Genomic DNA, 24,935 nt, shown 5'->3' on the forward strand with positions numbered 1-24,935 from the left:
CGTGCCCGACGTTCCGACCGTGCCCGACGTTCCGACCGGACCCGACGTTCCGACCGTGCCCGACGTTCCGACCGGACCCGACGTTCCGACCGTGCCCGACGTTCCGACCGGACCCGACGTTCCGACCGGACCCGACGCTTCCACCGTGCCCGACTGGGCGGCGCCGACGGCCGGTGCTCCGGTCGTCGCCCAGATCGCCTTCGCCGTGCCCGGGGACGCCGTACCGGGGGACGCCGTGCCGGGCGGGGCGGGGTTCGCCGCGGCGGCACGTCCGGCGCTTGACGCGCTCGCCCGGGCCCCGGGATTTCGTGGTGGGCGGATCGCCCAGGCGCTCGACGAACCCGGCTCGTGGCTGATGACCACCGAGTGGGACGGGCCGGGCGCGTGGCGTCGCGCGTTGTCCGCCTTCGAGGTGCGATACGCGCTGACGCCGCTGCTCGTCTTCGCGGTTGACGGGCCTGGCACCTTCGAGGTGCTGGTGTCGGTGGACGGGCCGGGCGGCTCGGCGCGGACCCATCGGTCCGACCGTACGCCGGACGCCGACACCGCGGCCCCCGGCGAGCCGCCGCGCTCCGTCGGTGCGCCGGGCGCCGGCCGGCCGTGACCAACCGCGGGATTGTCGGTGGGTACCGGTAGCCTCGACTCAGCATCATGGAATCTACGATCTATGGATTGTGGATCTATGATTTGCAGATCTATTGATCATGAATCTATGGATCATGGATTCGGAGTGTCGATGTCCCGTGGACAGTCCCCTCCCTGATCGCCTGACCGCTCTCTTCGGACACCGGTCGCCGGCGGACCGGTGTCCGGTCCCCGGAGCCGGGGTGTCCCGCACCACTCGTGACCGCGACAGCGAAATGCCGAGGCTCGCTCGATGTTGACCATGCAGGACGCGCTGCTGGCGCTGACCCGTTACTGGACCGACCGCGGCTGCATGATCGTACAGCCGTTCAACACCGAGGTCGGCGCCGGTACGCTCAACCCAGCCACGGTGCTGCGGGTGCTCGGACCGGAGCCGTGGCGGGTCGCGTACGTCGAACCTTCGGTCCGTCCCGACGACTCCCGCTACGGCCACAACCCGAACCGGCTGCAGACCCACACCCAGTTCCAGGTCATCCTCAAACCGGATCCGGGTAACCCCCAGGAGCTCTACCTGGGTAGTCTCGCGGCGCTCGGCATCGACACCGCCGCCCACGATGTCCGGTTCGTCGAGGACAACTGGGCCTCGCCCGCGTTCGGTGCCTGGGGGCTGGGCTGGGAGGTCTGGCTCGACGGCCTGGAGATCACCCAGTTCACCTACTTCCAGCAGGCCGGTGGCCAGACGCTCGACACCGTCAGCGTCGAGATCACCTATGGTGTGGAACGCATCCTCATGGCCCTGCAGGGCGTCCGCCACTTCAGCGAGATCGCTTACGCCCCCGGCATCTCCTACGGCGAGGTGTTCGGCCAGGCCGAGTACGAGATGTCCCGGTACTACCTCGACGACGCCGACATCGACACCGTGCGCCGGCTCTACGCCGACTACGCCGCCGAGGCCCGCCGGCTCATCGACGCCCGGCTGCCCGTCCCCGCGCACTCCTACGTGCTGAAGTGCTCGCACGCCTTCAACATCCTCGACTCCCGGGGCGCGGTCTCTACCACCGAGCGGGCCACCTCCTTCGCGCAGATGCGTGGACTGTCGCGGGAGGTCGCGACGCTGTGGCGGGACCGTCGCGAGGAGCTCGGCCATCCCCTCGGGGCGGCTTCCCCGCCACCGGCCGCGGTGCCCGCCGCGGTGACCACCCGGGCCGAGGAGCCGGCCACCCTGCTGTTCGAGATCGGGACGGAGGAGCTCCCGGCGGCCGAGGTGACCCGGACCGTCGAGGCGGTGCGCGCCGGCCTCGTTGAGCGGCTGGCGGCCACCCGCCTCACGCACGGTGCGGTCCGGGTGCTGGGCACTCCCCGGCGCATCGTGGCGATCGTTGACGAGGTGGCGCCCCGGGAGCCGGACGTCGAGCGGGTCGTCCGCGGCCCGCGCGTCTCGGCCGCCTACGACGCCGCCGGCGCGCCGACGAAGGCCGCCGTCGGGTTCGCGCGTGGTCAGGGTGCGGATCCCGCCGGCCTCCAGGTCGTCACCCACCGCGGTGTCGAGCATGTCGCGCTCGTGCGCACCGAGGCCGGCCGGGACGCCGCCCGGGTGCTGGCCGGGGTGCTCGGTGAGCTGGTGGTGGGGCTGCGCGCGGAGCGCAACATGCGCTGGAACGATCCGACCTTGTCGTTCAGCCGGCCGGTGCGCTGGCTGCTCGCCCTGCTCGGCGAGACCGTGGTGCCGGTGACGGTGTCGACGCTCGCGGCCGGTCGGACCACCCGCGGCCACCGGCGGGCCGGCTCCCCGCCGCTGGACGTGCCGAGCGCGTCCGGCTACCCAGAACTGCTCGCTGCCCGGTCGATCCTGCTCGACCCGGTGGTTCGCCGCGAGCTCGTCGTCGAGGAGGCGGCCAAGCTCACCGCGGACTCCGGCGGTCACATCGACCTCGTCGCCGAGGCGGACGTGCTCACCGAGGTGGCGAACCTCGTCGAGTTCCCGTGCCCGATCCTCGGGTCCTTCGAGGAACGCTTTCTGGACCTGCCGGCGGAGATCCTCACCACCGTCATGCGCAAGCACCAGCGCTACCTGCCGGTGCGTGACGCCGCCGGGCGGCTGCTGCCGTCGTTCGTAGCCGTCGCCGATGGTAAGGTCGACCAAGCGCTGGTCCGCGCCGGCAACGAGGACGTCATCCGGGCCCGGTTCACCGACGCCGCGTTCTTCTACGACGCCGACATCACGGTGCCGCTCGAGACGTTCCGGGCGGAGCTCGCGAAGCTGACGTTCGAGCAGCGGCTCGGCTCCGTCGCGGACCGGGCCGACCGCATCGCGGCGCTGGCGCGTGACCTCGCCGAGGAGATCGACCTCGGTGAGGACGACCGGGCCACCCTGGACCGGGCGGCCGCGCTCGCCAAGTTCGATCTGGCCACCCAGATGGTCATCGAGCTGTCGAGCCTCGCCGGCACGATGGCGCGGGAGTATGCCCGCCGGGCCGGTGAGCCCGAGGCGGTCGCCGTCGCCCTCTTTGAGATGGAGCTGCCCCGCCGGGCCGGTGACCAGCTGCCCGATACCGCCCCCGGTGGCCTGCTGGCCCTCGCCGACCGGCTCGATCTGCTTGTCGGGCTGTTCGCGCTCGACGCGGCCCCCACGGGGAGTTCGGATCCGTTCGGGTTGCGCCGGGCCGCGCTCGGGGTCGCCGCGATCCTGGGCAGCCGGCCTGAGCTCGCCGGCCTCACCGTCACCGGCGCGCTGGCCCGCGCCGCCCGGCTCACCCCGGTGCCGGTGTCCGCCGAGGCGCTCGAGGCCGCCGAGACGTTTGTCCGTGGCCGCTACGTCCAGCAACTACTCGATACCGGAGTGGACCACCGCCTGGTCGGCGCGGTCGGGCCGCTCACCGGCACGCCGGCCCGCGCGGCCGCCACCTTGGTGACACTGCGGCAGCTCGTCCAGGGGGAGTCCGCACCCGCCGCCGGCTTCGCCGCCCTGGCCGCCGCGTTGCAGCGGGTCCGCCGGATCGTGCCGGCCGGGACCCCGGCGGTGCTCGACGCGCAGCGCCTCACCGAACCCGCCGAGATCGACCTGCTGGAGGTCGTGACGGCGCTCGTCCGGCGGCTCGCGTCCTCCGGCGCCGATTCGGCTGTCACCGCGGAGACGGCGGCCGGAGCGATCTCCCTTGATGAGCTGGTCGTCGCAGCCGGAGACCTGCCGGCCGCCGTCGACGCGTTCTTCGACGCGGTGATGGTGATGGCCGACGACCCGGCGGTGCGGGCGGCGCGGCTCGGTCTGCTGGCCTGGATCCGGGACCTGACGACCGGAGCTCTCGACTGGGAGGCTCTCGGCTCGCTGTCCGCCTCCGGTCGCTGATCATGGGCATTCTGGCTGCGCATACCGTTACCGCGGGTTAGCGTCTGGGTATCACTCCGGGGCGGAAGGGACGACCATGGCGCGCTACGTGTATGGCTTCCACCAGGGCAACAAGGACATGAAGGATCTTCTCGGTGGTAAGGGTGCGAACCTCGCCGAGATGACGAATCTCGGCCTGCCTGTCCCGCCCGGGTTCACTATCAGCACCCAGGCATGCCGGGAGTACCTTGCCGGCGGCGAACCGGTCGGGCTACGGGCGGAGATCGATCATCATCTTGCCACCCTGGAGACCGCCCGGGGACGGCGGCTCGGCCAGGCCGACGATCCGCTGCTGGTGTCGGTGCGTTCCGGCGCGAAGTTCTCCATGCCCGGGATGATGGACACCATTCTGAACATCGGCCTGACCGATCAGGCCGTCTTGGGCCTGGCCGAGCAGTCAGGTTCGCCGCGGTTCGCCTGGGACTCCTACCGCCGGCTGCTGGCCATGTTCGGCCGGACCGTCCTCGGCGTCGGCGAGCCGTCGTTCGACGCGGCCCTCGAGGCGGCGAAGCGGGCCAAGGGCACCAGTAGCGACCTCGACCTCGACGAGAACGACCTGCGGGCGCTCGTCGCGACCTACCAGCGGATCGTGCTCGAGCGCACCGGCCGCCCCTTCCCCCAGGATCCCCGCGAGCAGCTGGATCTCGCGATCCGAGCGGTGTTCGACTCCTGGAACGGGCCGCGGGCCCGGCTGTACCGCCGTACCGAGCGCATTCCGGACGATCTCGGGACGGCAGTGAGCGTCGTCGCGATGGTGTTCGGCAACCTTGGAACGGATTCGGGCACCGGGGTGGCCTTCACCCGGGATCCGGGCAGCGGCGAACCCGGCGTGTACGGAGACTATTTGCCCAATGCCCAGGGCGAGGATGTGGTGGCCGGGATCCGTAACCCGGTTCCCCTCGCCGAGCTGGAGCGGATCGACCCGGCATCCTTCACCGAACTGCGCGAGATCATGACGCGCCTGGAGAAGCACTACCGGGACCTGTGCGACATCGAGTTCACGATCGAACATGGCAGGTTGTGGATCCTGCAGACCCGCGTCGGCAAACGCACTGCCGCGGCGGCTTTCCGGATCGCCGCCATGCTCGCCGAAGGCGGTGTCATCGACGACGACGAGGCGCTGTGCCGGGTGAGCGGCGACCAGCTCGCCACCCTGATGTTCCCGCGCTTCGACGACACGGCCCGGCCCGCCCCGATCGCGACGGGAGTGAACGCCGCGCCCGGGGCGGCGGTGGGGGAGGCCGTCTTCGACGCCGCCGAGGCGGTGCGGGTGGCGGCCGAGGGCCGACCGGTCATCCTCGTCCGCCGCGAGACGAATCCCGATGACCTCGCGGGCATGCTCGCGGCGCGCGGAATCCTGACCTCCCGAGGCGGCCGGACGTCGCATGCCGCCGTCGTCGCCAGAGGATTGGGCCGGACCTGCGTGTGCGGGGCCGAGGAGATCGAGGTCGATCCCGCCGGTCGCCGCCTCACCACCGGGCGGGGCGTGGTCGTGCGGGAGGGGGACATCCTCTCCATCGACGGGACCATCGGCGCGGTATACCCCGGTTCCGTACCACTCGTCCCGTCACCAGTCGTCGAGTACTTCGAGGCCGGCCGTCCCGACCATCCCCGGCCGGGCGGGGACCTGGTCGCCGCCGTGGATCGGCTGATGCGGCACGCCGACCGGTCCCGCCGGCTGCGGGTCCGCGCGAATGCCGACACCGGGCCGGACGCCGCGCGGGCCCGCCGGTTCGGCGCCGCGGGCATCGGGCTGTGCCGCACCGAGCACATGTTCCTCGGGGATCGTCGTACCCTGGTCGAGCAGATGATCCTCGCGGGAACGCCGGCTGAGCGGACCGAGGCGCTCAGCCGGCTGCTTCCCCCGCAACGGGAGGATTTCGTCGAGATCTTCACCGCGATGGACGGTCTGCCCGTCACGGTCCGGCTGCTCGATCCGCCGTTGCACGAGTTCCTCCCGGACCTCACCGAGCTGTCCGTGTCGATCGCCGCCGCGGACGCCGCCGGAAGGCCGGTCGACGACGCCGACCGGGAGAGGCTGGCGGTCCTGCGCAGCATGCACGAGACCAACCCGATGCTGGGTCGCCGCGGCGTCCGACTCGCTCTCACCGTCCCGGGGCTGGTGGAACTGCAGGCGCGGGCGATCGCCGAGGCGCTGGTGCGCTGCCGCCGCGTAGGCGGTGATCCCCGTCCCGAGATCATGGTTCCGTTCATCTCCACCGCGACGGAGCTGGATGCCATCCGGGACCGGGTGCGCGGGGTGCTGGCCGAGGTCGGCACCGAGAGCGGCCTGGAGATCGACCTGCCGATCGGCACGATGATCGAGGTTCCGCGGGCGGCGCTCACCGCGGACCAGATCGCCCGCCGCGCCGAGTTCTTCTCGTTCGGCACCAACGACCTCACCCAGCTGCTCTGGGGTTTCTCCCGGGATGACGTCGAGGCATCGTTGCTGCCGCGCTACCTCGACCTCGGCATCCTCGCCGGGTCGCCGTTCGCGTCGGTGGACCGCGACGGGGTGGGCGCCCTGATGAGGACGGCGGTCCGGGCTGGGCGGGGCGCTCGGCCCGATCTCGGCCTCGGCGTCTGTGGCGAGCACGGCGGCGATCCCGATTCCGTGCACTTCTTCGCCGAACTCGGGCTCGACTACGTCTCCTGTTCGCCGTTCCGGGTGCCGGTGGCCCGGCTGGAGGCCGGGCGTGCCGCGGTTCTCGGCCGGTCGACGGTCGGGTGAGTTTCCGCCTGGCCCGTTTCCTGCCCTTTCCGGGCCGGGATCCCGATCGGGGCTGGGCGGATGAAGGGGGCAGTTGCCCTGTGATGTCGGTCGTGTGCCCATAGGGACGCTACTGTTCGTTCGTGTGGGCCTGTCCCGTCCTCGTCTCATCGTCAACCCGTTTCGCGTGACCTGGTACCGCGTGCCATGGTGGCGTTGGATGATGCGGGCGGTGGCGGCTGTCCTCCTCGGCATCATGGTTCTCGCCGTGGTGACGTTTCTGCAGGTCTGGTGGGTGGGCAGGGAGGATCACCGGCCCCGGTCCGACGTCCTCGTGGTGCTCGGTGCTTCGCAGTACGACGGGCGTCCCTCGGCGGTCCTCGCCGCCCGTCTCGACCACGTGCTGGAGCTCTACCGGGAGGGAATCGCCCCTCAGGTGATCACAGTCGGTGGGAAGCAGCCGGGCGACCGTTACACCGAGGGCGAGGCCAGTGCGACCTATCTGCGGCAGCGGGGTATCCCCCCGGATCGGGTGCTCGTCCTACCCGAGGGTTCGAACACGCTCGGGTCGCTGACCGCCGTAGCCGGGTTGATGAACTCGCGGCACTGGCACACCGCCGTGCTGGTCACCGATCCCTGGCACAGCCTGCGTTCTCGGACGATGGCCCGTGACCTCGGTGTTGACGCCGTCACCTCCCCGGCCGACCGGGGGCCGGCCGTCCACGGCTTCGGCACGCAGGTCCGGTACATCATCCGCGAGGGGATCGGTTACCGGTGGTACCAGCTCTTCCGCCAGGCATCACCACCTTCGGCGACCACCCGGGCCGTCTGACACCGGGTCGACGTTCGTCGGCAGCAGCGGATACGAACCCGTGACGCCTCTGACATATCAAGGCCCGCTTCGGCCCTCTTTGCCGTCGGCCGCCGCTGATACGGTTCGGATCGCCGGGTGAGGGGGTAGTGCGACACGTGGTAGTGAGGCAAAGCGGCGGAGTCGGCTGCCCGCGGCGCGAGAGAACCCTCCGGAGATTACCTTCCGGGTGTGGAACGACACTGTAAGGAGACTGGTGTGGCAACTCCCGTATCCGAGAGCACGGTCGGGACGGCCGACCTGGAGACGGTTCGGGAACTCGCGCAGCAACTGCGGGTCGACTCGGTGCGCAGCAGCACCTCGGCGGGTTCCGGGCATCCCACCTCGTCGATGTCGGCCGCGGACGTGCTGGCGGTTCTCGTCGCGCGCCACCTTCGGTACGACTGGGACAACCCGGCGGACCCGGCGAACGATCATCTGATCTTTTCGAAGGGGCACGCATCCCCGCTGATCTACTCCATCTTCAAGGCGGTCGGGGTCGTCGGTGACGACGAGTTGATCAATGGTTACCGCCGTTTCGGTGAGCGGCTTCAGGGCCACCCGACGCCTGTCCTGCCGTGGGTCGACGTCGCGACCGGGTCGCTCGGGCAGGGCCTGCCCGACGGCGTGGGCGTCGCGCTCGCCGGTAAGTACCTGGACAAGGTGCCCTACCGGGTCTGGGTGATCTGCGGTGACAGCGAGATGGCGGAGGGCTCGGTCTGGGAGGCACTGGACAAGGCCTCCTACTACAACCTCTCCAACCTCATCGCGATCGTCGACGTCAACCGGCTCGGCCAGCGCGGCCCGACCGAGCTCGGCTGGGACCTCGACACCTACGCCAGGCGGGTGGAGTCCTTCGGCGCCCGCGCGGTCGTCGTTGACGGCCACGACATCGCCGCGATCGACGCGGTGCTCGCCGACGCCGAGGACGTCACCCGGCCGACCGTCATCCTCGCCCGCACCCGCAAGGGCGAGGGCTTCTCCGAGACCGCGGACGTCGAGGGCTGGCACGGCAAGCCGTTCCCCGCCGACATGGCCGACCGCGCCATCGCCGAGCTCGGCGGCCTGCGCGACCTGCGGGTTCGCGGTCCGGTGCCGCCCGCGGACCTCCCCCGACCGGCGCCGGTCGAGCGGCCCGTCATCACACTGCCCACCTACGATCTCGGCGCCAAGGTGGCGACTCGGCGCGCCTACGGCCAGGCGCTCGCCGCGCTCGGAGCCCGCACCGACGTGGTGGCGCTCGACGCGGAGGTCAGCAACTCGACCTACTCCGAGGACTTCGCCAAGATCTACCCGGACCGCTTCTTCGAGATCTTCATCGCCGAGCAGCAGCTCGTCGCGGCGGCGGTCGGGCTGTCGGTGCGTGGCTACGTGCCCTTCGCCTCCACGTTCGCGGCGTTCTTCTCCCGGGCCTACGACTTCATCCGGATGGCGGCGATCTCCCAGGCCGACATCCGGATGTCCGGCAGCCACGCGGGAGTCGAGATCGGCGCCGACGGGCCGTCGCAGATGGCGCTCGAGGACATCGCCATGATGCGGGCGGTCGGCGGCTCGACGGTGCTCTACCCGAGCGATGCGACGTCCGCCGCGAAGCTCGTCGAGGCGATGGCGGATCTGCCCGGGGTCAGCTACCTGCGCACCACCCGTGGAGCCTACCCCGTGCTCTATGGCCCGGACGAGCCGTTTGCCCCCGGTGGTTCCAAGGTGCTCCGCCGATCGAATGCCGACACCGTCACGCTCATCGGTGCCGGTGTCACCCTGCACGAGTCGCTGGCCGCGGCGGACACCCTCGTGGCCGAGGGGATCGCGGCCCGCGTGATCGACCTGTATTCCGTGAAGCCGGTCGACGCGGCGACGCTCGCCGACGCCGCCCAGGCCACCGGCGGGCGCATCGTCGTCACCGAGGATCACTACCCGGAGGGTGGACTGGCCAGCGCGGTGCTGGAAGCGCTCAGCGACGGCGGCGTGCCGCTGTCGGTCCGTCATCTCGCGGTGCGGTCGCTGCCGGGTTCCGGGACGTCTCAGGAGCTCCTGGACGCGGCCGGCATCTCCGCGAGGCACATCGTCGAGGCCGCCCGCGACCTGCTGCGCTGACCCGTCCAGGGCCGGCGGCCGGCGGTCGAGAAGGCACGAGGCTGGGACATCCGGTGGGACCGGGGGAGATCCCCCCGGTCCCACCAGGCCGTCCCTCAGTCGTCTCCGGCTGGGGCGGGTGCTCCACCGAAGGTCATGTCGACCAGGGTGAGGTAGAGCCGGTCTGGACGCGGCAGGAACTGGATCTTGGAAAGCGCCTGGTCCTGGCCGGCGGACTCCACGACGAACTCGCCGTACCCGAGCAACCGGCCAAGCGGATCCCGGTTGTACGTGAGATCCGTGATCTTGGAAAGTGGCATCGTCTGGACCTTGCGGAAAAAGATCCCGGACACCTTCAGGAGCCGTTTGTCGGTGATCATAAGGTGCTCGAACTGCCAGTCGGCGACCCTCCACAGCATCCTCAAGATCATGAAGAGGGCGAAGTACCACAGCAGCGTGGTGATGATGCCGGCGTCGACGTCCTGCGAGGCGAACAGGATGTTCGCCACGAGCGCGAGCAGTACGGCCCCGACGGTCTGCAGGAAGATGGGCAGCAGGACCGCCCAGTGCAACCGCACCATCATCACCAGGCGTTCCTGGGATGCGAGGTACTTGGTGTCGCGCTGAGCCAGGTCCGGAAGCTGGAGTCTCACCACGCCGGCAGTGTCCCAGACATCAAGAGTGGCCGGGTAGCCATTACAGAGCGGTATCGGTTACGAACTGGGACACCCCGTTACCGACGGACTGCAGCCAGTCGAAGGCGCGGCCGACGATACTGGCCGCGCTGTTGGGCGCGGTCACCACGAAGAAGATGAGGAACGCGATCGCCCCATACCTAATGATCTTGTCCACGGCAGGCCTCCGGGCCGATTCGGGGAAGGGTGCGCACAAAGTATCGCCGCTGAGCTCGATGGAGGTCGCGGAATCGCGCCGATACTCTCAAACTCGTGGTCAGTGAGTGGTATGACACCTCGGACACGGCCCGTCGGATCGTGGAACGCCCGAAGGCCACACCGGCTCAGCGTCGTCCCTTCGCCCGGGACCGAGCCCGGGTGCTGCACTCCAGCGCGCTGCGCAGGCTGGCGGGAAAAACCCAGGTCGTGGGCCCGCTCGACGACGACTTCCCGCGTACCCGGCTGACCCACTCCCTGGAGACCGCCCAGGTGGGCCGGGAGCTCGCCGAGGAACTGGGAGCGGACCCCGACCTGGTCGAGGCGGCGTGCCTCGCGCATGATCTGGGTCATCCCCCTTTCGGGCATAACGGCGAGCTGGCGCTTGACGAGGCCGCAGCCGCCTGCGGTGGCTTCGAGGGCAACGCCCAGAGTCTGCGCGAGCTGACCAGGCTCGAAGTCAAGATCGTCGACTGTGACGGTCGCAGCGCGGGCCTGAACCTTACCCGGGCGACCCTGGACGCGGCGACGAAGTACCCGTGGCCGCGCCGCCCTGGGCCCCGGGCGGACAGCACGAAGTTCGGCGCCTACGCCGACGACCTGTCCGTGCTCCGCTGGGTCCGGGAGGGCGCACCGGCCGCCCGGCGCTGTATCGAGACGCAGATCATGGACTGGGCGGACGACGTGGCCTATTCGGTGCACGACCTCGAGGACGGGGTCGTTGCCGGACACATCGATCTGGCCGCCCTCGACGATTCCGGCCGCCGGGCGGAGCTCGCCGCCGCGACCGCCGTCCGCTACCCGGGGCCGTCCGCCGAGGCGGTGGCGGCCGCCCTGGGCACCCTGCGGTCCCAGCCCTGGTGGGTCCGCTCCGAGATCACCTCGGCCCGGGGCCAGGCCGCTCTGCGGGCGATGACCAGCGAGCTCATCGCCCGGTTCGCGCACAGCGCGGTCCGTGCCACCCGGGCGTGCCATCCCGACGGTCCGCTGTGGCGCTATGGCGCGGATCTGGTGGTGGATCCGGACACCGTGGCCGAGTGCGCGGCGCTCAAGGGGGTCACCGCCTGGTATGTGATGGAGCGGCCGGGTGCCCGCGCCCGGCAGTCCCGGCAGCGGGAGGTGGTCGCGGAGCTCGTGGCGATGCTCTCCCGGGGCGCGCCGGACGTGCTCGAGCCGTCGTTGCGCGCGGCCTACCGCATGGCCGCTGACGATGCGGCACGGCTACGGGTCGTCATCGACCAGGTGGCGCGTCTGACCGACGCCAGCGCCGAGCGGCGGTATGCGTTGCTGTGTGGACGACCGGCGCCGCGGGTCCTGTGAGCCACGAGTCCGGTGTGCGGGGGACCCGGTGCGAGAGGGGTTCGGTGCGTGCCGGATCCGTACGTGGTGGGTCCGTGTCCGCCGGATCCGTGCGTGGTGGGTTCGGTGGGTGTCCTCTGCTGGCCCGATGGCCCGACGGTGTTTCGGGTGTTCCCCCGTTCGGGGGGACACCCGCTCCCTCGGCTGGGGGAGCGAGCCGGCGCGCGGTCCGCGGCCCGACATCGCAGCTCGGCATGCACGTCACGGCCCCTGTCCCCAACATTCACGTGGCATGATCGGTACTGTCGTGCTTACGACACGTACCATCGCAGCGGTAGGACCGATGTGAGGGGCGCCGCGTCACTCGTCGACAGGCCGGGCAGGCCGGCGGGTGGTGGTCCTAGCATCGATCCGGCGGGAATGGACGTGGCAAACATATTGACGGGCACTCTGCCCCGGGCGAGCTACCTCTCGTTCGGGTACCCGCAGAGTCTCGACGCGGACTTGGGAGGGGCGGGTGGGGGGACGAATCCGTGACGCCGACGTCGCCCTGGTCCGGGAGCGCTCGCCGATTGCGGACGTCGTGGCCGAGCACGTACAACTGCGTCCGGCGGGGCGTAACGAGCTCGTCGGGCTGTGCCCGTTCCATGACGAGAAGTCACCCTCCTTCTACGTCAATGCGGCAACCGGCCTGTTCCACTGTTTCGGATGCCAGCAGGGTGGTGACGTCTACTCCTTCGTGCGGGAGATCGACGGGCTGACCTTCCGGGAGGCGGCGGAGCGCCTGGCGCGCCGGGCCGGGGTGGCGCTGACCTACGAGGGCGGTGGGACCACCGACCGTACGGTGTCCAGCCAGCGGCAGCGGCTGCTGGAGACGCACCGGGCGGCCGCCGAATTCTACGCCGAGCAGCTAGAGTCGCAGGCCTCCGCGCGCGCCGGCTGGGACTTCCTCGCTGCGCGGGGATTCGATCTCACCACGGCGGCGCGCTTCGAGGTCGGCTACGCCCCGACCGGCTGGGACACCCTCACTCGGCATCTGCTCGCCCGGCGCTTCACCGGCGAGGAGCTGGTGCTCGGGGGGCTGGCCAAACAGGGCGCCCGCGGGGGTCTGATCGACCGTTTCCATCATCGGCTGATGTGGCCGATCAGGGATCTCGCCGGTGAGGTGGTCGGCTTCGGTGGGAGGCGCCTCGCCGAGGACGACGCCCCGAACGCCGGGCCGAAGTACCTCAACACGCCGGACACGCCGTTGTTCAAGAAGGCGAACCTGCTCTACGGCGCCGATCTCGCCCGCCGTGACATCGCCCGCCGCTACCAGGTCGTGGTGGTCGAAGGCTATACCGACGTCATGGCCTGCCATCTCGCCGGGGTCACCACGGCCGTGGCGACCTGTGGCACCGCCTTCGGCTCCGAGCACGTCGCGGTGGTCCGCCGGCTGCTCATGGACTCCGACGAGCGTCGCGGTGAAGTGATTTTCACGTTCGACGGCGACGCGGCCGGGCAGAAGGCGGCGCTACGCGCCTTCGAGCACGAGGAGCGCTTCGCCACCCAGACCTTCGTGGCGGTGGAGCCCTCCGGCCGCGACCCCTGCGAGCTGTGGATGAGCGGTGGCGACGGCGCCGTGCGGGATCTGGTGGCCAGCCGGGTGCCGCTGGTCGAGTTCGCGATCCGCGGGGTGCTCGACCGCTACGACCTCAACACCACCGAGGGCCGGCTCGCAGCCTTGGACGCCGCCGCGCCGCTGGTCAACCGGCTCAAGGACGCCGCGTTGCGGCACCGGTACGCGGTGAACCTGGACCGCTGGCTGGGTTTCCTCGACGAGCGGTTCGTGGTGGGCCGGGTGGCCGAGCACCGGTCGAGGCAGGGGGGCGAGCGGGCTGGTGCCCGTTCCGCGCCGATGCGCCGGCGCGGGGCGGGGGCCGATGACGCGGCGGTCATCGTGGAGCGTGAGGCGCTCAAGCTGGCCGTTCAGTATCCCGGGCTGGCGGGCCCGATGTTCGACACGCTGGGTCCGGAGATGTTCACTGTTCCCGCGCACCGTGCCGTCCGTGACCTCATCGCCGAGGCCGGTGGGGTGTGCGCGGGGCTGGCGAGGTCCGGTGAGGTCACCACCTGGGTGACCGAGCTGGCCGCGGCGGCTTCGGAGGAGGAGCTGCGACGCTTCGTCACTGCCCTTGCAGTGGAGAGGGTGCTGTGCGACCACGATGTGGATGATCGTTATGTCGACGAACAGATGTCGCGGGTACAGGAGTTGCATGTGACCCGTCGGATCACGGACCTGAAGTCGCGTGTGCAGCGGCTCAACGGGGTGACCGACGCCGAGGCCCTTCGCCGTGCGTTCGGCGAGCTGATCGCTTTGGAGCAGCACAAGCATCAACTCCGGGAGCGGGGCGTAGGTGCCGCGTAACCTGGGTCGATCCCGAGAAGGAAGTGACGAGATTCCGCCCATGAGTCCTACCGTCCTACCCCGCGAAGCCCAGGTGGACGAGGTCAAGGACCTCATCACCCGGGGCAAGGAGATCGGGTTCCTCACCACCGAGGATGTCACGGTCGCCATCCAGGCCGCGGAGCTGCCCCCGGAGCAGGCCGAGACGGTGCTGCAGGTGCTGAACGACGAGGGCATCGAGGTACTCGAGGCGGGAGGTGAGAGCCCCGACGAGGCGGATCTGCTGGCCCGCCGTCGCCGCGAGGAGGAGGAGCTCGCCCTCAAGGCGCCGACCTCCGACCCGGTGCGCATGTACCTCAAGGAGATCGGCAAGGTCCCCCTGCTCACCGCCGAGGAGGAGGTTGATCTTGCCAAGCGGATCGAGGCGGGGCTGTTCGCCTCCGAGAAGCTGGCGGTGGCCACCAAGAAAACTTCCCCGCAGATGCGGCGGGACCTCGAGGCCATCGAACGCGACGGGCAGATCGCCAAGCGCAAGCTGGTCGAGGCGAACCTGCGTCTCGTCGTCTCGATCGCCAAGCGGTACGTCGGGCGCGGCATGCTGTTCCTGGACCTCATCCAGGAGGGCAACCTCGGCCTGATCCGGGCGGTCGAGAAGTTCGACTACACCAAGGGCTACAAGTTCTCGACCTACGCCACCTGGTGGATCCGGCAGGCGATCACGCGGGCCATCGCCGACCAGGCACGCACCATCCGCATCCCGGTGCACATGGTCGAGACCATCAACAAGCTGATCCGCATCCAGCGGCAGCTCCTGCAGGACCTCGGCCGGGAGCCGAGTCCGGAGGAGATCGCCAAGGAGATGGATCTCACCCCGGACAAGGTGCGTGAGATCCTCAAGGTCTCACAGGAGCCGGTGTCGCTGGAGACCCCCATCGGTGAGGAGGAGGACTCCCACCTTGGCGACTTCATCGAGGACTGCGACGCCGTCGTCCCGGTCGACGCGGCCAGCTTCATCCTGCTTCAGGAGCAGCTCGACTCGGTCCTGCACACCCTGTCCGACCGGGAGAAGAAGGTCATCCAGCTGCGCTTCGGGCTCACTGACGGGCACCCGCGTACGTTGGAGGAGGTCGGGCGCGAGTTCGGGGTCACCCGGGAGCGCATCCGCCAGATCGAGTCGAAGACGCTGTCCAAGCTTCGGCATCCCTCCCGGTCGCAGAAGCTGCGCGACTACCTGGAGTAGGAGCGACCGGCAACCATTTCCGGCTGTTGGCCGCCGATAGCGTTATGGTTACCTCTGGTCGATATTTGATATTCGTAATCCGGATCCGGGAGTCACGCCGATCCGGTGGGAGCATCGGCCCGTGGCGCCCCCCGCCGGGTTCCGGTGCCCGTGGGCTGGACCGGGATGTCCCGGCCCTCGCTGGTCGGTAGCCGTCCGGTCAGGGCGGTGAAAACCGTGCGGAGGTAGTCGTCGGGCCGAGTGGCGGCCTCGGCCCACTCCGCGGCGCGCCGGCCGACGCGGGCCAGTCGCGCTCGGTCGGCGAGCATGCCGTGCAGGACGTCCGCCAGCGCCTGCGCCGACTCGTCCATCGGCGTCTGCCCGGTCACGCCGTCCTGGTAGGCGTCGTGGCTACCGCCTGAGGCGGGTCCGACCACCGCGCACCCGGCGAGCTGCGCCTCGAGCAGCACGATGCCGTAGCCCTCACCGCTGATCCGTGGCCCGCGCGAGCGGGTGCGGGTGCACAGCGCGAACAGGTCGGCGGTGGCGTAGAGGCGTGCCAACGCGTCGTCGGTCGGGGACTCGTGCAGCTCGGTGTCGGGGTGCGCGGACACCAGCTCATGCAGGGCCCCGGGTGCCGGGCCCTGCCCGGCGAACACCAGCCGGACCGGGCCGAGGGTGGCCCGGACGGACTCCACGGCCTCCAGCAGGACCCCCGCACCCTTGCCCACCCAGTCACTGAGCCGGAACACGCTCAGCATGGTCGGTACGGGGGACAACGGCCGGCGGCGGTTCGCCTCGGCCAGCAGGGTCGCCCGCCACGTCGGTGAGATGCCCGGCCGGAGGATGGGGGCCAGACCCAGCGTCGACAGCGCGCCGGCGCTGTAGGAACTGATCGTGACCGGGCGCAGGAGCGGGTCGGCGCGCAGGATCGCGCGGTCGGTGCGGCGCATGCCCCAGATGTCGGTGCCGTAGAGCAGCACCGGGCCGAGACGGGCCCGGGACAGTCGGAGGGCCGCCGCCGCGACAGGGATGAGGTTGGCGTGCCCGGCGACCACGCTGTCGGCCTGGCCGAAGCGGCGCGCCGCGGCGAGCGCGCGCGATGTGAAGCGCGCCCTGATCGCCGGGGTCAGCTCGACGCCTGGCTCCAGCATGTCGACCCGCAGGAGATCGGCCCCACCGGCCCGCAGTGTCTCCTCGATCGTCGAGAGATAACGCTCGATCCCGCCACCGAGGCCGCGGGAACTGCTCAGCAGTAGAACCCGGGCGGGTCGATCGGTGAGGGAGGCGGTCGGGGCGGTGGATCGACGCGAGATCTGCACGGAGAGTGATTTTAATGTCTCTCCAGGTGCTAGTCCTGTGCTGCGGAGCGTGTCATAGTAACGTTTCGAGTTCTCTTGACTGCCTGTAGCTTCTCCGATGATGGCGACAAGGGGTCGTGTATGGAAGCCGATCTGCGGTACCGCAACGGTGGTAACCCGCCTCTCCTCGATCTGATCGACATACCGGCGGGTAAGGCGCTGGATTGTGGGTGCGGAGCCGGGGACAACGCGCGGCTGCTGCGGGCCCGGGGCTGGCGGGTGACGGGGGTGACGATTGATCCGTCCGAGCGGGCCGCCGCCACGGCCGAGTGCGACCACGTCGAACTCGCTGATCTGAACGCCGGGCTGCCCTTCGTCCCCGACGGAAGTCACCAGCTCGTGCTGCTTTCCCACATCCTCGAGCACCTGGCGGATCCGGTGCCGTTGCTCGTAGAGGCCCGGCGGGCGCTGGCACCCGGCGGCCGGGTCCTGGTGGCGCTGCCGAACGTGCTGCACTACCGGCAGCGCGCACTGTTCCTGCGGGGTCGGTTTGAGTACACCGAGACCGGTCTCATGGACGCTACCCACCTGCGGTTCTACACTGTCAACTCGGCCCGGCGGCTGTTGGAGGACAACGGACTGCGCATCGTCGCCACCGCCACCACCGGTGGTCTGCCGTGGTGGCGCACCCGTGAGCTGCTCCCCGGGGAGCTGGTGCGGCGGTGGGATCGTCGCGTTCTGGACCGGTGGCCGAACATGTTCGGCTGGCAGGCGCTGTTCCTCGCGGCGCCACAGGTGACGCGCCGGACCGGCGCATCCGGCGTTGCCGTGGTGCGGCAACGGTCCGCGCCGTCTGGTGACCAGCCCGACTACGGCCAGCTTGTCCAGTGAGCGGCGCGCGGCTCGTCGTCACGTGCCTCTCCCGGCGGGGGAAGCATCGAGAGACCGTCCAGCAGGCCGTGGAGGACGAGGGCCGAGGTCCGGGTGCCGTGCCCGAGGAGCATGTCCAGCGCGACGGCGCGGGGTAGCACGACGACCGCCGTCGCCAGAGCGATCAAGGCGGCCCGGGCTCGCCATCCGCGGACCCGGGCGAACCAGAGCCGGTTGCGCACCCCGTAGTAGGCGTCGCCATGCCGGGGGACGGTCGTGCTCCCGATGCGCTGTGCACGGTGCGGACTGACCACGACGCTCCATCCGGCGTCCCGGACGCGGTAACAGAAGTCGACATCCTCGAACCCGAGGTAGTAACGGCCGTCCAGGGGGATCCGCCGCAGGCAGTCCGCCTTGACGAACATGATCGTGCCTGCGACCCAGTCGGCCTCCAGGGGGCGGTCGCCGGGGGGACGCCGGGCCTTCGGCGCAGCCAGGACCGGGCTTAGCCGCGCCGGGCCCGAGCGCCGACCGTCGTTGTCGACCAGTGTGGGCGCGACCACGCCGATGTTCGTCCCGGCCAGCAGATCCAGGCAGGCGCGCAGCGCCAGGTCCGGGATCCTGACGTGGTTGCCTATCAGGAGATAGGCCTGCGCGGCGGGGTAGCCGTGGCTGGCGAGCCGGAAGCCTCCGCCGAGACCGAGGTCGCGGGGCGGCAGGATCCAGGCGACCGAGGCCGGCAGGTGGTCGGGTCGGTCCGACCGGTCGTTCGCGACCACCGCCACCTGGGCGATGACGGGGCTGCCGTCGAGCCATCTCGCAAGCTCCACGGTCGGCCGGTGCGGACCCCAGTGGACAATCACCGCCACGGTCTTCATCGGACCCCCTGCGTCGCTCGGGTAGAGCATCCGGTCCGGCGGGCGACGAGCCTCCACGGCTCGGAATGAGTATCGAGGGTAACAGAAGTGCCTCTGCATGTAACGGTGAGTGAGGTTCGGGGTGCTGGTGTGACCCGCCGGCGTGGTCCCCGCGCCCATCCGGCCTGCCGGTCCGGTGGACTCCCGGCGGCACGCGCCGGCGAGGGGCCGGCGATACTGAGTGCTCCATGATTCGGTGTGCTCCACGATTCGGTGTGCTCCACGATTCGGTCCAAACCATTCGCCGGCCATTGTGAAAGGTGTCCCCGCCACCGTCCTGCGCCGGGGTCCCGGACATATGCCGGGGACCGCCATGCCCGATGAGCTGGGGAATGTCGTGGTTTCCGGACATCGGACCGCATATAGAAAACCGTTTAGTCGTCTCGATGAGCTGAAGGTTGGGGATCCCTTCCCCGTCGAGGTGCGAGACCGTTACCACGCGTATCGCGTCACCGAATCTGAGGTGGTAGCGCCGACTCGGTTCGACGCCACCTGTCCGATGCCCGGAGAACCCGCTGAGGTGCCGGGCAAGGAGCTGATTACTGTAAGATCTCCGCCCCTGGCGGGGATTTCCCGGAACGGACACGGTGTGGTCCCGGGCGGCAACGGTTTGGATTTCGCCGGTGCCCTTCACGGTGATTAGTGTTACCCGGCGGTTGGCCAACGACGGTGTCGGCGGCCACGGACCGAGCCGATGCCGGTGGAAAGTCGGGCATCGGATACCCTGCGAACTGGCGAACGTTACGCTCGGATAGCGCGGGGATAAACCAGGCGCGTGATGCCGGCGGCGGTGACGTCGTGGGCGGCCATCCTCGACCGGCTGCGGCGGCTCACCCAAGGACGCAGCTCACTCAAGGACATTGCGGGATCGGCTTCGGGGGAATTCGATGAATGGGCGGGATCGGATACGGCGTGGCTCGACGATCCGGCACGGCGGTGCGGGCCGCCCGTCGGGTAGCCGCCGATGGTTGCGCCACGAGGTCGAGGCGGGGATGGCTGTCCCCGGGAGCACGCGGATCGGCGATGTCGGTCCGCGTGCTCGTCCAGGTCATGGATGCGCTGCGGGCGGAGCGACGATGGTCCAGTCAGTTTTGTTCCGGTCGGTGTTGCCCCGGTCGATGCTGGTCCGGCCGGTCTCGGGGGTCGCCGCCCTGATGGGGGGTGCGCTGGGTCTGCTTCTGGGACTGCTCTGTCTCATCGGCGGATGGGGCGGGCCCGCGCCGTCGCCGGTCGCGTTGTCGTGCGTGGTGCTCGCGGCCGCGGCGTTGTCGATCGCGGTGGCGATCCTCGCCGCGGCGGTCTGGCCGGGTCCGAACGGTCCGGCCGACGCGAACGGTCTGGCCGGTTCGGCCGGACCGGACATCCAGCCGTGGGATCCCCGGGGAGGCGTGGGCCGTGCGTGGCCGCGGCGCGGCGTGGTGGATGAGCTGACCGGGCTGCCGGGCCGACGGTACTTCCTCGACGTCGCCAGCCGTTGTCTCACGGGTGGTGAGCACCGGGCGCGTGGCGCGACGTCCGTGTCGGTGCTGCTCATCGATCTCGATCGGATGCGTGATGTCAACGGGGCGCTCGGGCATGAGCATGGGGACCGCCTGCTTGCCACGGTGGGTTGCCGGCTACGCGGAGCGCTGCCCGGATCGGATCTGCTCGCCCGGGTGGACGGCAACGCGTTCGCCGTGCTGTTGCGCGGCGCCGATGTGGCCCGGGCCGAACAGGTCGCTCGGCGGTTGCGGGAGGTGCTGGAACTGCCCGTTCCACTCGCGGGAACTCCGGTGCGGCCCGAGGCGAGCGTGGGGATCGCCCATGCCCCCGAGCACGGCCGTGGCGCGCTGGAGCTCTTTCGTCACGCGGAGGAGGCGATGTACCTGGCGAAGGGGGGCCGTCACGGGCAGACCGTCTACGCCCGCGACCATCCACCGATCAACCGTGCCCGCCTGCTGCTGCGGGCCGAGGTGCGCCATGCGCTGGACTCCGGCCAGATCGAACTGAGTTACCAGCCCAAGGCGGATCTGCGCAGCGGTCGGATCAGCGGTGTGGAGGCCCTCGTCCGCTGGCGCCATCCGGTCGACGGCGTGCGGCAGCCCGACGCCTTCCTGGCGGAGATCGAACGTGCCGGGTTGATGCCGAAGCTCACCGTGCAGGTCCTCGACCAGGCCTTGGCCGACTGCGCGCGCTGGCACGGCCGGGGTGCCCCGCTCGCGGTGTCGGTGAACGTCCCCGCGTCGGTCATCGTCGACCGCGCCTTCGTCGGCGTGGTGCGGGCCGCGCTCGCCCGGCACCGGCTCCCGCCCTCGGCGCTTGTCATCGAGGTCACCGAGGACTCCCTCATCGTGGCGCGGGAGCTGGCGCAGGGAACCCTGGCGGGGCTGCGCCGGTTCGGTGTGCGGGTCAGCCTGGACGACTACGGCACCGGCTTCTGTTCGCTGTCGTACCTGCGCGAACTGCCGGCCGACGAGGTGAAGCTGGACCGGACCTTCCTGCGTGACCTCGACCGCGATCCGGCCGCGGCCGAGATCGTGCGGTCCACGGTCTCCCTGGCACATGCGCTGCGGTTACGGATTGTCGCCGAGGGGGTCGAAACGCAGCGTTCCTGGACCTCTCTCGCCGCCTGGCAGTGTGACGAGGTCCAGGGGTACTTTGTGTCACGTCCGATGGCGGGGGAACGAGTCGTCGGCTGGTTGCGGGAATGGGGCAGCAGGCTTGCCGTCCATCCCGGGACCGCGCCGCGCGCCGTGGCGGGACCGGTCGACACCTGCGCGGCACAGTCCCCGATCTCCCCAATCGTGGCACCGGCGGTCGAGGCCGTCGCGCCCACGCGGCCGTCAGCGGCGGGACCGGCAACCCGGCGGGCGGTCGGGCGCCGGGTGCCGGCCGACCTTGCGGCGTCCTGATGGCGGGCGATGGCGTGGCGGTCGCACCGGGCCCGTGAGGGCGGTCCGATTCGGGGGTCCGGGCGCCGTCGGCACCAGGACCCCGATGTCCCCGATGTCCGTGATTCCGGTGATCAGGGTTCGGGCCCATCCCGGCCGGCTGCGGCGTCCAGCCGTAGCGTGAGCGCGGCGACGGCGGCGATCTGCCGTGCGTCCTCGCCCGGGGCGCCGGCCACGATGCCCGCGCAGATGTCGCGGTACATGGCCGGGTAGCTGTCGAGCCGGTTGACTCGCCGCCGCCGCAGGATGTGGGACCCGGCCTCCGCGGTGTACTGCGAACCGTCGACGATGGTGGCCGTCACGCCGTTCGCGCGCAGCTGGGACTGTTCCCGCAGACCGTGCCGGCTGCCCCCGGCACTGGTCAGCACGAGCGAGAGGACCGCGTCGTTCTCCAGCTCGACGTACACCGTGAAGGTGTCCGTGCGGGAGCGGGCCACCGTGCTCCGGCGGACCGGCGCGAAGTCGTTGAGCCAGAGGAAGTGGTCGATCCAGTGGCAGCCGTTACTGACCAGCCGGGTGCGTGAGGACGGCCAGCGGTACCAGTGCCGGCGGGGAAGCGGTTCCTCGTACACCACGGCACTGTAGATCAGCGGCTCGTTGCCGTCGGCCAGGCGCAGGTCGGAGCGCAGCCAGGCGTTCATCGGGCTGTGGCGTCGCTGGAAGCAGGCGAACAGGCGCCCGCCGGCGTGAAGGAGTTTCACCAGCCGGCCGAGATCCTCCTCTGTGGTGACAACGGGCTTCTCGACGACGGCCACCGAGCCGAGCCGCAGCGCATCCCGGGCCAGCGGCGCGTGCGTGTGGTGGTAGCCCGCGATGAGGACGACGTCGGCCCGCTCCCCGTCCCGGAGCAGCGCCGCGGTGTCCCAGGAACATCGGTCCGGTCGCCGGGTGCCCAGCTGGACGGGGTCGATCTCATGCACACCGACGAGGTCGAGGTGATCACGGACGTGCGGGACGATCTGCGTCTTGGCATAGTGTCCCAACCCGAACAGGACAGCGGTGGGTCGTCCGGACGCGGATGGCGGGCCATAGCGCCGGGTGCTCTCCGTGATCGGACTGACCCCGGCGAGTGGACGATCCCCGGGGCGGGCCCCGGTCCACTCGGTTGCAAGCCAGGCGACGAGACGGTCGACGGCGCCGGGGTCCACCGGTGCTCCCGACATCGGGGACCAGCCGATGAGCGTGTCGTCCACGGCCGGGAACGCGGTCGCCGGCCGGGCCCGGTAGACGACCGCGGATCGCGGTGGCGGCGGATCGGGGCTGACGAAGCCGAGTGGGTCGGCGGGAGCGCCGGTGGGGCCGCCCGGCCCCACCGGGCGGACGAGGTCCTGATGCAGGACGACGCGTTCCATGCACGCCGGGTGGCAGGGGGCGACGAAAGCGACGGTCGTTCCCGTCGGCGAAGCCGCCCCGCTGACGGGTGGGACCGCCTCGATCAGGGTGCCCAGGCCCATGCCGAAGTAACGCTGGTTGCGGTCGCGTTCCCGCAGCCGGCTGGCCGTTTTGCGGGCGACCGCGCGGATGCCGAACTCGCGGGTGTAGGCGGCGAGGGCCCGGCTGCTGCCCGCCCTGACGAAGAACTGACCGTCCACGGGGAACAGCGTCACCCAGATGTCCGGGCGGATCCGGCAGTGGCCGGGCAGGGGGGTCTCGTCGAGGAAGCCGGCCAGCCACCGGTTCCCGATCAGGATGTTCATCCCGGTGCCGGGGTCCGGTCGACCGGGACATCCGCGAGGCCTGCCGGGCCTGCCGGGTCTGCGGGGTCCGTAGGCGTGACCGCCAGTCGTTCGTGACACGCCTCCGCCAGCAGGGCCATCGGCCGTGACAGCGTCTCTTCGATCATTCGCGCGCAGTTCTCGAACGCATCCCGACCGCCGTCGAGGGGGTCGGCCAGGTCGTCGAGGGCAGCCGGTAGCGCGTGGCCGGCGGCCCGGATCCGCCGGGCCGTGGCGGCGAGATACTCCCCGGCCGCCCGTGTCCCGCCCGGGGGGATGTCGGCGGGGCGGACTCCGGAGGTCACCCGTCCGAACTCGCGCAGGGTGAAGGTACGGCGCATGGCCCGTGGCACAAGGCCCACCACCGTCGAGCGGTGTGCGCGGGTCGCGCACAGCACCAGATCGCTGGCCTGGACCAGATCCGGTGTCAGCAACCTTGCCCGGAAGCCGGACGGGTCGAGCCCCCGCGATGTCAGGATCGCCGCGGCCTGGGGGTACATCGCCTCACCTGCCCGGGCGCATACTCCCGCGCTGCTCACCAGAAGGTCCCCGGCGGGGCTGGGTGGATGCCATCCCTCGGATGAGGACTCGTTACCCCCGGTCCCACCGGATGCCTGCGCGCCGGCCGCGCCGAGGCTGATCTGGTCCAGCGCGGCGCTGAACCGGGCGGCGGCGAGATGCTCGGCCAGGGGCGAGCGGCAGACGTTTCCGGTACACACCATCAGTACTGCCCACGGTCGTTGCCGCACTGCCACCCCTTCCTCCGTCATCCCTTTCCTCCTCTCTCCGCCGGGGTCGGCGGGGCGCGGACCAGCTCAGCGCGACCGCGAGGGCTCGCTCCGGCGCCAGTAGACGCAGGTCCAGTCGACTTCGATGATCGGCTCGGTCACCCCGTGGGCGGCCCGGTAGTCCTCGACTGCCGCCCGGCAGCCAGGAACGGCTCCATAGTCGTCAACGATGCAGAAGCCGCCGTCGGAGAGCTTCGGGTAGAGCGCCGTCAGCGCGTCGGTGGTGCTCTCGTACATGTCGCCGTCGAGGCGCAGGACCGCGAGGCGCTCGATGGGCGCGGTGGGCAGGGTGTCCCGGAACCAGCCGCGCAGGAAACGGACCTGATCGTCGAGCAGGCCGTAGCGGCGGAAGTTGTCCCGCACCTGCTCGAGGGACACCGACAGCTCCGCGTACTCGTGGTGGCGGTCGCCGGTGTCGGCGGCGTAGCGCCCCGGATTGGGCGCGGGCAGGCCGGCGAACGAGTCGGCGACCCAGACCGTGCGGTCGGGGACGCCGTAGGCGGCGAGCACCCCGCGCATGAGGATGCACGCGCCGCCCCGCCATACCCCGGTCTCGATGAAGTCGCCTGGGACGCCGTCGACGATGACTCGTTCGGCGCACTCCTGGAGGTTGCGCATCCGGCGGTCGCCGGTCATCGTGAGCGCCAGCCGTGGCCAGTCCCGGCCGTCGGTCCGGGCGCCCGGTGCGCTCCTCTTGACGATTTCCATTCCCTGGCTGCGGAAGGCTCGTACCAGCATCCTCTTCGCGCCGGTGCGCGGCTCCCACGCACCGCCGTCCCGACCATCCCAGAGAGAGCAGGTCAGCGTCGCGCGAAGCAGATCGAGGTACCGCACCGAGGTATCGGAAAGATCGTGACGGGCGACGGTCGGGTCGTGCGGGGCGACGGTCGGCGTCGTGGTCATCGTGGCTCCTGATGAGAGGGGTGAGCGCGGAAAGGGGATGGGACCGTGGGCCGTCAGGCTCCGTTCGCTGTCGGGTGAGGCGCCGTCCAGGGGGACGCTGTCGGGTGAGGCGCC

18 protein-coding genes are annotated in these 24,935 nt (G+C 70.6%); 11 read left to right on the top strand and 7 right to left on the bottom strand.

The window, feature by feature from the left end:
- The first annotated feature begins 19 nt into the window (after nt 1–19).
- The 5 genes from BMG523DRAFT_RS07770 (at nt 20) to BMG523DRAFT_RS07790 (ending at nt 9,624) form a co-directional block, all read left to right on the top strand.
- Complete coding sequence (locus BMG523DRAFT_RS07770; protein ID WP_235462941.1) at nt 20–604, top strand: antibiotic biosynthesis monooxygenase; 585 nt, start codon at nt 20–22, stop codon at nt 602–604.
- Nucleotides 605–877: 273 nt separating this feature from the next.
- On the top strand, nt 878–3,931 hold the full coding sequence (locus BMG523DRAFT_RS07775; RefSeq protein WP_011435719.1) for a glycine--tRNA ligase: 3,054 nt from the start codon (nt 878–880) through the stop codon (nt 3,929–3,931).
- A 76-nt stretch (nt 3,932–4,007) separates the two neighbouring features.
- Nucleotides 4,008–6,701, top strand: coding sequence for a pyruvate, phosphate dikinase (ppdK, locus tag BMG523DRAFT_RS07780; RefSeq protein ID WP_011435720.1), 2,694 nt, complete (start codon nt 4,008–4,010; stop codon nt 6,699–6,701).
- 124 nt (nt 6,702–6,825) lie between these two features.
- The gene (locus BMG523DRAFT_RS07785) at nt 6,826–7,512 is read left to right on the top strand and encodes a YdcF family protein (protein ID WP_035730080.1); all 687 of its coding nucleotides are present in this window, start codon (nt 6,826–6,828) and stop codon (nt 7,510–7,512) included.
- Nucleotides 7,513–7,749: 237 nt separating this feature from the next.
- A complete protein-coding gene (locus BMG523DRAFT_RS07790; RefSeq protein ID WP_043590759.1) occupies nt 7,750–9,624 on the top strand; it encodes a transketolase in 1,875 nt (624 codons plus the stop codon).
- A 95-nt stretch (nt 9,625–9,719) separates the two neighbouring features.
- Here the strand turns inward: BMG523DRAFT_RS07790 and BMG523DRAFT_RS07795 are convergent, their stop codons facing one another.
- Both BMG523DRAFT_RS07795 and BMG523DRAFT_RS25655 read right to left on the bottom strand, forming a co-directional pair.
- The gene (locus BMG523DRAFT_RS07795) at nt 9,720–10,259 is read right to left on the bottom strand and encodes a PH domain-containing protein (RefSeq protein WP_011435723.1); all 540 of its coding nucleotides are present in this window, start codon (nt 10,257–10,259) and stop codon (nt 9,720–9,722) included.
- A 40-nt stretch (nt 10,260–10,299) separates the two neighbouring features.
- Nucleotides 10,300–10,455: a hypothetical protein gene (locus BMG523DRAFT_RS25655; protein ID WP_011435724.1), complete on the bottom strand. Its 156-nt coding sequence runs from the start codon at nt 10,453–10,455 to the stop codon at nt 10,300–10,302.
- Between the two features lie 95 nt (nt 10,456–10,550).
- Here BMG523DRAFT_RS25655 and BMG523DRAFT_RS07800 point away from each other — a divergent pair, with 95 nt between their 5' ends.
- The 3 genes from BMG523DRAFT_RS07800 to BMG523DRAFT_RS07810 all read left to right on the top strand — a co-directional run bounded on the left by BMG523DRAFT_RS07800 (nt 10,551) and on the right by BMG523DRAFT_RS07810 (nt 15,418).
- Complete coding sequence (locus tag BMG523DRAFT_RS07800) at nt 10,551–11,813, top strand: deoxyguanosinetriphosphate triphosphohydrolase (protein WP_011435725.1); 1,263 nt, start codon at nt 10,551–10,553, stop codon at nt 11,811–11,813.
- Between the two features lie 496 nt (nt 11,814–12,309).
- The gene (gene dnaG / locus BMG523DRAFT_RS07805; RefSeq protein ID WP_011435726.1) at nt 12,310–14,199 is read left to right on the top strand and encodes a DNA primase; all 1,890 of its coding nucleotides are present in this window, start codon (nt 12,310–12,312) and stop codon (nt 14,197–14,199) included.
- 40 nt (nt 14,200–14,239) lie between these two features.
- Nucleotides 14,240–15,418: an RNA polymerase sigma factor gene (locus BMG523DRAFT_RS07810; protein ID WP_035730083.1), complete on the top strand. Its 1,179-nt coding sequence runs from the start codon at nt 14,240–14,242 to the stop codon at nt 15,416–15,418.
- 92 nt (nt 15,419–15,510) lie between these two features.
- On the opposite strand, the gene BMG523DRAFT_RS07815 is transcribed toward BMG523DRAFT_RS07810, so the two are convergent.
- On the bottom strand, nt 15,511–16,719 hold the full coding sequence (locus BMG523DRAFT_RS07815; RefSeq protein ID WP_011435728.1) for a glycosyltransferase family 4 protein: 1,209 nt from the start codon (nt 16,717–16,719) through the stop codon (nt 15,511–15,513).
- Between the two features lie 120 nt (nt 16,720–16,839).
- On the opposite strand from BMG523DRAFT_RS07815, the gene BMG523DRAFT_RS07820 reads away from it, so the two are divergent.
- Nucleotides 16,840–17,589, top strand: a complete 750-nt coding sequence (locus BMG523DRAFT_RS07820; RefSeq protein ID WP_011435729.1) for a bifunctional 2-polyprenyl-6-hydroxyphenol methylase/3-demethylubiquinol 3-O-methyltransferase UbiG — start codon at nt 16,840–16,842, stop codon at nt 17,587–17,589.
- Here BMG523DRAFT_RS07820 and BMG523DRAFT_RS07825 read toward each other — a convergent pair.
- Nucleotides 17,568–18,446 carry a glycosyltransferase family 2 protein gene (locus BMG523DRAFT_RS07825; RefSeq protein WP_011435730.1) on the bottom strand — a complete coding sequence of 293 codons (879 nt, stop codon included), beginning with the start codon at nt 18,444–18,446 and terminating at the stop codon, nt 17,568–17,570. The genes BMG523DRAFT_RS07820 and BMG523DRAFT_RS07825 overlap by 22 nt on opposite strands.
- Before the next feature lie 292 nt (nt 18,447–18,738).
- Here BMG523DRAFT_RS07825 and BMG523DRAFT_RS22815 point away from each other — a divergent pair, with 292 nt between their 5' ends.
- Together BMG523DRAFT_RS22815 and BMG523DRAFT_RS07830 are read left to right on the top strand one after the other, a co-directional pair.
- Nucleotides 18,739–19,128, top strand: a complete 390-nt coding sequence (locus BMG523DRAFT_RS22815) for a class E sortase (protein WP_255353860.1) — start codon at nt 18,739–18,741, stop codon at nt 19,126–19,128.
- 433 nt (nt 19,129–19,561) lie between these two features.
- A complete protein-coding gene (locus BMG523DRAFT_RS07830) occupies nt 19,562–21,376 on the top strand; it encodes a bifunctional diguanylate cyclase/phosphodiesterase (protein ID WP_011435731.1) in 1,815 nt (604 codons plus the stop codon).
- 113 nt (nt 21,377–21,489) lie between these two features.
- Here the strand turns inward: BMG523DRAFT_RS07830 and BMG523DRAFT_RS07835 are convergent, their stop codons facing one another.
- Genes BMG523DRAFT_RS07835 through BMG523DRAFT_RS07845 form a run of 3 tightly spaced genes read right to left on the bottom strand, consistent with a single transcriptional unit; the run spans nt 21,490 to nt 24,821 of the window.
- A complete protein-coding gene (locus tag BMG523DRAFT_RS07835; RefSeq protein WP_011435732.1) occupies nt 21,490–23,112 on the bottom strand; it encodes a Gfo/Idh/MocA family oxidoreductase in 1,623 nt (540 codons plus the stop codon).
- Entirely contained in the window at nt 23,109–23,900 is a 792-nt protein-coding gene (locus tag BMG523DRAFT_RS07840) for a protein-tyrosine-phosphatase (protein WP_011435733.1), read from the bottom strand. The genes BMG523DRAFT_RS07835 and BMG523DRAFT_RS07840 overlap by 4 nt, the downstream gene beginning before the upstream one ends.
- A 45-nt stretch (nt 23,901–23,945) precedes the next feature.
- Nucleotides 23,946–24,821 carry a TylF/MycF family methyltransferase gene (locus tag BMG523DRAFT_RS07845; RefSeq protein WP_011435734.1) on the bottom strand — a complete coding sequence of 292 codons (876 nt, stop codon included), beginning with the start codon at nt 24,819–24,821 and terminating at the stop codon, nt 23,946–23,948.
- Nucleotides 24,822–24,935 lie beyond the last annotated feature (114 nt).

Source organism: Frankia sp. BMG5.23 (genome assembly GCF_000685765.2).
GTDB lineage: Bacteria > Actinomycetota > Actinomycetes > Frankiales > Frankiaceae > Frankia > Frankia casuarinae.

Bases quoted from the DNA above. Each gene is read 5' to 3' on its own strand.
- BMG523DRAFT_RS07775 (WP_011435719.1), top strand. From the start codon at position 878: ATGTTGACCATGCAGGACGCGCTGCTGGCGCTGACCCGTTACTGGACC.
- ppdK (WP_011435720.1), top strand. From the start codon at position 4,008: ATGGCGCGCTACGTGTATGGCTTCCACCAGGGCAACAAGGACATGAAG.
- BMG523DRAFT_RS07810 (WP_035730083.1), top strand. From the start codon at position 14,240: ATGAGTCCTACCGTCCTACCCCGCGAAGCCCAGGTGGACGAGGTCAAG.
- BMG523DRAFT_RS07820 (WP_011435729.1), top strand. From the start codon at position 16,840: ATGGAAGCCGATCTGCGGTACCGCAACGGTGGTAACCCGCCTCTCCTC.
- BMG523DRAFT_RS07825 (WP_011435730.1), bottom strand. From the start codon at position 18,446: ATGAAGACCGTGGCGGTGATTGTCCACTGGGGTCCGCACCGGCCGACC.
- BMG523DRAFT_RS07830 (WP_011435731.1), top strand. From the start codon at position 19,562: ATGGTCCAGTCAGTTTTGTTCCGGTCGGTGTTGCCCCGGTCGATGCTG.
- BMG523DRAFT_RS07835 (WP_011435732.1), bottom strand. From the start codon at position 23,112: ATGAACATCCTGATCGGGAACCGGTGGCTGGCCGGCTTCCTCGACGAG.
- BMG523DRAFT_RS07840 (WP_011435733.1), bottom strand. From the start codon at position 23,900: ATGACGGAGGAAGGGGTGGCAGTGCGGCAACGACCGTGGGCAGTACTG.
- BMG523DRAFT_RS07845 (WP_011435734.1), bottom strand. From the start codon at position 24,821: ATGACCACGACGCCGACCGTCGCCCCGCACGACCCGACCGTCGCCCGT.